This window comes from Variovorax sp. P1_H12_2 (genome assembly GCF_056405335.1).
The window spans coordinates 1-7,291 of sequence record NZ_JBFUCI010000334.1 but is presented as its reverse complement, the minus strand read 5'-3'; the positions used below and the strand labels follow the sequence as shown (position 1 = coordinate 7,291).

Annotated in this window: 4 protein-coding genes; 1 reads left to right on the top strand and 3 read right to left on the bottom strand. The window is 67.5% G+C overall.

What is annotated here, in order from left to right:
* Nucleotides 1-222: 222 nt before the first annotated feature.
* Complete coding sequence (locus AC1D2K_RS25925) at nucleotides 223-1,476, top strand: alpha/beta hydrolase family protein (protein ID WP_478092122.1); 1,254 nt, start codon at nucleotides 223-225, stop codon at nucleotides 1,474-1,476.
* A gap of 182 nt (nucleotides 1,477-1,658) precedes the next feature.
* Here the strand turns inward: AC1D2K_RS25925 and AC1D2K_RS25920 are convergent, their stop codons facing one another.
* From AC1D2K_RS25920 to AC1D2K_RS25910, 3 genes are all read right to left on the bottom strand, one after another.
* On the bottom strand, nucleotides 1,659-2,642 hold the full coding sequence (locus AC1D2K_RS25920; RefSeq protein WP_478092123.1) for a 2-dehydropantoate 2-reductase: 984 nt from the start codon (nucleotides 2,640-2,642) through the stop codon (nucleotides 1,659-1,661).
* Between the two features lie 35 nt (nucleotides 2,643-2,677).
* Nucleotides 2,678-5,302 carry an alanine--tRNA ligase gene (gene alaS / locus AC1D2K_RS25915; RefSeq protein WP_478092120.1) on the bottom strand — a complete coding sequence of 875 codons (2,625 nt, stop codon included), beginning with the start codon at nucleotides 5,300-5,302 and terminating at the stop codon, nucleotides 2,678-2,680.
* Nucleotides 5,303-5,390: 88 nt separating this feature from the next.
* The coding region (locus AC1D2K_RS25910; RefSeq protein ID WP_478092118.1) for an ATP-binding protein at nucleotides 5,391-7,291 on the bottom strand (1,901 nt) is incomplete at its 5' end.

Here is a 7,291-nt window from a genome sequence, read left to right as displayed (position 1 = left end):
GGCTAAGGCCGGCGCCGGGCCGCCCCAAGCCGGCCTGCGGCCCCCTTGGTGTTGGGAGTCACGGTTGTTGAGCCTTGGTCAAAGTTGTTGACCTGGCCCGCTCACAGTTCGTGAGCCATTCCTCTAATGGGAGGCATGTGGCATCCTAGAGTCAGGCCGCTGTCGGCCAACCCGACATTCGATCGTGCCGCTCGATCGCTCAGGCTCGGCGGACAATGAAACATGACCGCCGACCAAGAGAACCCGACAATTTGGCCCGAATTCATGAGTGCTTTGGAGCCGGAAGCATCGGAGAGCACAGTTATTGCTACCGCGCCAACAGACCTCGCCGTACTGAAACCGTCGAGCGATCTGCCGGCTTCGGTCTCAGCTTGGTCCGGGCAGTGGTCGGGATGGGCCGGCCAGGGCCGGAGTTACGACGTCAAGCTGATAGTCGAGAAACTCTCCCTGCACGATGCCACGATCGTTTGTGTGCGCGCGTCCGATGGGCAGAGTGTCTTTAGCGAACGTGTGCTCGCTCAGATTCACGGAAGCGAACTGCGAGGTCGGCTGACGAACGGCGCAAGCCTCCAGTTTCGGATGAGAAATCCGGATGTTGTTGAACTTCTTTGGTGCGAGCTCGACGGTCGCTGGATAGCTGGGGTCCTATCACAGCTGAGTGCTGAAGGACAACGCACGAGCGAACGCGTGCCCACCGGGGCATTCGAACATGGAGAGCGGATCACGCTCGAGATGGTGACGTTCAAACCGGCCGGGCTGGGTCCTTTCCCGAAGCTTGTGTTCAATCATGGTTCGACGGGTACTGGAAATGATCCGTCGCTGTTTACCAGCACGGTGACCAGCCCAGCATTGGCGAAGCACTTCAATGATCGCGGCTGGATGGTCATGTTCCCACAGCGACGCGGACGCGGAAAGTCGGGCGGTCTTTACGACGAGGGCTTCGAACCAGATCGGTCGCAGTACTCTGACGATCCCCGATACGCTCTTCCGGGCTTCGAGCACGCGCTGGTAGACGTGGCGTGTGTTGTCGAGCACTTGCTTGCGAGGGCTGACGTGGACCGTGAACACCTGCTGATCGGCGGGCATTCTCGGGGGGGCTTCCTTGCGTTGGCATTTGCCGGGGTACGACCGGATCTCTTTCGCGGTGTCCTCAATTTCGTGGGCGGCTGGGTTGATGAACATGGGCCTGCATCCGAGATGATCAATCCCGTGATCGCCAGGAGGGGAGCAAAATTTCCCGGGTCTAGCGTATGGCTGTATGCGAAAAACGATCCCTTCTATAGCGTTGCTCACAGCCGCAAGAACTTTCACGCCTTCGAAGTCGCTGGCGGTCAGGGGCATTTTCATGTGCTCGAAACATTACCGGGACAAGACGGCCATCACATCCTTTCCCTGACAGGCCTGTGGGGACCGGTCGTAGATGGCTTCCTGGAACGCGTTGACAAGCGGAATAGCAGCCGTTCCACGTCGAACTGACTGGTGAGCGCGATCACATTGGATGGCCGCTTTCGAGCAAATGGAAAGTCGGCTCGCCCATACCAATGGGATGGACGCCTTCGCTCCGAAGCTGCCGCTCACGAACCTTGACCAGCTGATGGGAATCAGCTCAGCAACTCTGAACCTTGCCGCCTACCACACGAAATGAGGGAGCGTGGGGGCTAAATCCCCAGCTGGGTCAGCAATTGCCGCGCCGGCCAGCGCTCGCGGCGTGCCGGCCAGGCCTGGACCAGTTCGACCATCCGCGCATTCAGCGGCGCCTGCATGCCGTGGCTTTGCGCCAGCCGCACCACCTCGCCGCTGAGGACATCGATCTCGGTGCGCCGGCCCCGCGCCAGGTCGTCCGCCATGCTCGATCGCGCCTTGGCGTCGATGCGCAGCATGCGCGCCGCAACCAGCCGGAACAATGGCGTCGGCAGCCGCAGGATCGGCGGGATCCGCGCCGGCGGCACCGCGCCGAGCTGGGCCGGCGCGATGCCGGCCCGCCCGAGCACGGCCAGCGCCTCGTCGATCAGCGCCGCGAAGCAGCGCCGGTAGCCGCGCTGGAGCAATTCGTCGCGCAGCGGCAGCCCCGACAGCGCATTGACCGGATTGTTGAGATTGAACAGCAGCTTGCCCCACTGCACCGGCAGCAGATCGGCATGGAGATCGATCGGGATGCCGGCACGCTCGAACACCGCCACCCAGGGCCGCAGCGCCGGGTCGTCCTGCGCCGCCAACCGGCCCTCCGTTCCCCGATGGAAGGCGCCCGGGCCGATCTCGGCGACGTTGTAGGGCACCATGGCCGGCAGCACGTGCAGGCCCGGCCCGGCCTCGGCGGCGACCCGCGCATTGGAGATGCCGTTCTGCAGCGACAGAACGGTGGTGCCGGCCGGCAGGACGGCGGCGAGCTCGGCCGCGGCTTCGGCGGTCGCGCCGCTCTTGACGGTCAGCAGCACCAGTGCGGGCCGGATGCCCGCGGGCACGACGTCGGACAGATGCAACTCGGCGGGTGGCACGCGGCCCTGAAGCCCGTCGAGATCGGTGAGCGTGAGGCCGTGCTGTGCGAGTTCGCCCAGCACGCGCGGCCGGCCCACGAAGGTCACGCGGACCTTCGCCGCCGCCAGCCGGCCGCCGATGAACGAGCCGATGGTGCCGGCGCCCATCACGAGGATGTCGACCGCCACGTCGTCCGCCACGGCTAGACGCGTTCCGCGACCCAGCCCTGCACCGACTTCAGCGCCGCCGGCACGCCGGCCGCATCGGTGCCRCCGGCCATGGCCATGTCGGCCTTGCCGCCGCCCTTGCCGCCGACCTGCTGGGCGACGAAGTTGACCAGCTCGCCGGCCTTCACGCGGCCCAGGGTGTCGGCCGTGACGCCGGCCGCGATCTGGACCTTGCCGCCCTCGATCGTCGCCAGCACGATGGCCGCGGTCTTGAGCTTGTCCTTGAGCTTGTCCATGGTGTCGCGCAGCGTCTTGGCGTCAGCGCCGTCGAGCCTGGCCGCCAGCACCTTGACGCCCTTGACGTCGACCGCCTGCGCCAGCAGTTCGTCGCCCTTGGACGAGGCCAGCTTGCCCTTGAGCGAGCCGACTTCGCGCTCCAGCGCCCTCACCTGCTCCAGCACCTGCGTGAGCCGGCCCTGCAGCTCGGAGGCGGGCGTCTTGAGCGTCGCGGCCACCGTCTGGACCGTGGATTCGAGCTGCTGCAGATAGGCCAGCGCGTTGGCGCCGGTCACGGCCTCGATGCGGCGCACGCCGGCGGCCACGCCGCCTTCGCTGGTGATCTTGAAGAGTCCGATGTCGCCGGTGCGCGCAACGTGCGTGCCGCCGCAGAGCTCGCGGCTGCTGCCGATGTCGAGCACGCGCACCGTGTCGCCGTATTTCTCGCCGAACAGCATCATCGCGCCGGTCTTCTGCGCCGACTCCATGTCCATCAGGCGCGCCTGGGTCGCCTGATTGGCCAGGATCTCGGCGTTCACGCGGCGCTCGATCTCGAGGATCTGCCCGGGCGTGACGGCCGCGTTGTGCGCGAAGTCGAAGCGCGTCTTGTCGGCATCGACCAGCGAGCCCTTCTGCTGCACGTGCTCGCCCAGCACTTCGCGCAAGGCCTTGTGCATCAGGTGGGTGACGCTGTGGTTGCGCATGGTGGCGGCGCGGCGTTCGGTGTCGACGCGGGCGGCGACGCTGTCACCGACCTTCAGCGTGCCCTGCGTCTGCGTGCCGTGGTGGCCATAAACGTCGGCCTTGATCTTCTGCGTGTCCTCGACGCCGAACTGCACGCCTTCGGCGGCAAGCACGCCCTGGTCGCCGACCTGGCCGCCGCTCTCGGCATAGAAGGGGGTGGTGTCGAGCACCACGATGCCGGGCTGGCCCTCGGCCAGCTGCTGCACCGGCGCGCCTTCGAAGTAGAGTGCGACCACCGTCGCCTTTTCCTCGAGATGCTCGTAGCCGGTGAAGGCATTGCCCGCGCCCGTGTATTCGACGGCGCGCTCCATCTTGAACTTGCCCGCGGCGCGGCCCGCGGCCTTCTGCTTCTCCATCGCGGCATGGAAGCCCGCCTCGTCGACCGCCACGCTGCGCTCGCGGCAGACGTCGGCCGACAGGTCGAGCGGGAAGCCGTAGGTGTCGTGCAGCTTGAAGGCGACCTCGCCCGACAGCACCTTGGCGTCGCCGGCCAGTGCGGCGTCGAGGATTTCCATGCCGTTGGCCAGGGTCTCGAAGAAGCGCTCTTCCTCGGCCTTCAGCGTGTCGGTGATGCGCTTCTCGTCGGCCCGCAGCTTGGGGTAGGCGTCGCCCATCAGCGCCACCAGGTCGGGCACCAGCTTGTGGAAGAACGGCTTCTTCTGGCCCAGCTTGTAGCCGTGGCGGATCGCGCGGCGCACGATGCGGCGCTGCACGTAGCCGCGCCCTTCGTTCGACGGGATCACGCCGTCGGCCACCAGGAAGGCGGTGGCGCGGATGTGATCGGCGATCACGCGCAGGCTCTTGTTGCCCAGATCCGGTTCGCCGGTCTCGCGCGATGCGGCCTTGACCAGGGCCGCGAACAGGTCGATCTCGTAGTTGCTGTGCACGTGCTGCAGGATCGCGGCCAGCCGCTCCAGGCCCATGCCGGTGTCGACGCAGGGCGCGGGCAGCGGCTTCACGCTGCCGTCGGGCTGCATGTCGAACTGCATGAACACGTTGTTCCAGATCTCGATGTAGCGGTCGCCGTCCTCGTCCGGGCTGCCGGGCGGGCCGCCCGCGATGCCGGGGCCGTGGTCGTAGAAGATCTCGCTGCACGGGCCGCAGGGACCGGTGTCCGCCATCATCCAGAAGTTGTCGGACATGTAGCGGCCGCCCTTGTTGTCGCCGATGCGCACCACGCGCTCGGGCGGCAGGCCGATGTCCTTGGTCCAGATGTCGTAGGCCTCGTTGTCCTCGATGTAGACCGTGGCCCAGAGCTTCTCGGCCGGCAGCTTGTAGACCTCGGTCAGCAGCTCGAAGGCCCACTTGAGCGACTCGCGCTTGAAGTAGTCGCCGAAGCTCCAGTTGCCCAGCATCTCGAAGAAGGTGTGGTGGCGCGCCGTGTAGCCGACGTTCTCGAGGTCGTTGTGCTTGCCGCCGGCCCTGAGGCAGGCCTGCACCGAGGCCGCGCGCACGTAGGGGCGGCGGTCGGTGCCGAGGAACACGTCCTTGAACTGCACCATCCCGGAGTTGGTGAACATCAGGGTCGGATCGTTGGCCGGCACCAGCGAGCTGGAGGGCACGACGGTGTGGCCCTTGGTCGCAAAGAAATCGAGGAACGACTTGCGGATGTCGGCGACGCTGAAGGTGGGCTGGCTCATCTTGGGTTCTTGGCTTGTGCGAAGGCGGCCGGTTGGGGGCAGCCCCTGCATCGAACCCACCGACTGCTTGATCTGCTGGAGCCTTCGATTATAGGTTTGGGGGCTGGCGGGCCGCTTCGGCACCCTCCAGTATCTCGACCGCGCGCTGGAATTGAAGCTGCTGCATCGCGCGTTCCAGCGCCGCGAAGCGCTCTGCCCCGAGGTGGGTTCGCAAGGACGGGGCGAGCGCGTCGAAGCGGGACATGGCACCCACGCTCTGCCGGCGCAGCTCGCCGATCCAGGCCGCGAGCGCTTCAGGGCCGGGCGGCGCGGTGCCGTGGGCCTGCGTCCCACCGGCGGCGGTCTCGAGGAACGGCTGCACTGCAAGCTGCAGCCGGCGCAGCGCCCCGGCCAGCGCGCTCAATGCCACCCGCACTTGCTGCGCCTGCGGGTCGCCAGCCTGCAGCCCTGCTTCGGCCTCGGCCGCGTGGCGCCCCACCGCGTCGATGCCGAGGGTGCGGGCGCTGCCTTGCAGCTTGTGYAGCCGCGCGGCCAGCGCCGCGGCCGGGTCCGCGCGGCCGGCGGCGCCCTCCTCCTGCGCCAGGTCGGCGAATTCGGCGAGCAGCCGGCGCAGCGCGCTGGCCAGCAGCCCGCGATCGCCCTGCAACCGCCGGAACGAATCCACGGTGTCGATGCCTTCGATGACCGGCCAGTCCGCGGGCATCCGCACATCGGCTGCCGGCGACACGGGCCTTTCGAGCGTCCCGCCGCCGCGCGCCCGCTCCACCCAGCGCCGTACGGTACGCAGCAGCGCCTCGGCATCGAAGGGCTTGCTCACGAAGTCGTTCATGCCGGCCTCGAAAGCCCGCTCGCGCTCGGCCACCAGGGCACTCGCGGTCAACGCGATCACCGGCAAGGCCGCGAGGCCGAGCTCGCGGCGAATCAGCCGCGTCGCTTCGTTGCCGTCGAGGACCGGCATGTGAACGTCCATCAGCACCAGGTCGAACGACCCGGGCCCTGCCCGCAGCAGGTCCACCGCCTCGCGGCCGTCGTTCGCGAGGCCGACTTGCGCGCCCGCGCGCGCAAGGATGCTCTGGCAGACCAGCAGGTTGACCGGGCTGTCGTCCACCACCAGCACCCGGATCCGCGACAAGTCCTGATCGGTGGAGGCGCCTCCCTCCGGCGGCAGCGTGTCGCCGGCGGGCACCGCCACGGCGTCGGCGGCGATCTCCAGCGGCAGCACCACCCAGAATTCGCTGCCGCTGCCCGGCGTGCTGGCGACGCCGAGTTCACCGCCCATCAGCTCGGTGAGCTGCTTGACGATCGTGAGCCCCAGCCCGGTGCCGCCGAAGCGCCGCGTGGTCGACGAATCGGCCTGGATGAAGGGCGCAAAGACGCGGCCCAGCAGCTCGGACTCGATGCCGATGCCGGTGTCGAGCACGGTGAAGCGCAGCTGCGCGTGCTGGCCTTGCCGCTTCTCGACCTTCACGCCGAGACAGACCGACCCCGCGGCCGTGAACTTGACCGCGTTGCTCATCAGGTTGACGAGGATCTGGCGCAGCCGCGCCTGGTCGCCGCGCAGCTGCCTCGGCAGCCCGTCCTCGGTTTCCTGTCGCAACGCGATCGCCTTGTCGCGGGCGTTCACGGAGGCCATGGCCATGACGCCCTCGAGCAACTCGCGCAAGTCGAATCCGGATTCGTCGAGCGCCATCTCGCCGGCTTCGATCTTCGAGATGTCGAGGATGTCGTTGATGACGCCCAGCAGCGCGTTGCTGGAGGCATCGATCTTTTGCAGGAAGTCTCGCTGCGTCTCGTCCAGCGAGGTCTGGCGCAACAGGTAGGCCAGGCCGATCACCGCATTCAGCGGCGAGCGGATCTCGTGGCTCATGTTGGCCAGGAATTCGCTTTTGGCCCGGCTCGCCGACTCCGCCTGCGCGCTGCGTTCCTTGAGCGCCAGATTCAGGGCCTCGAGCTGATCCTGCGCGCGTCGCATGTCGGTCACGTCCACGG

What these genes read in the sequence shown, in the direction of transcription:
- AC1D2K_RS25925 (WP_478092122.1), top strand. Translation starts at nt 223, where the DNA reads ATGACCGCCGACCAAGAGAACCCGACAATTTGGCCCGAATTCATGAGT.
- AC1D2K_RS25920 (WP_478092123.1), bottom strand. Translation starts at nt 2,642, where the DNA reads ATGGGCGCCGGCACCATCGGCTCGTTCATCGGCGGCCGGCTGGCGGCG.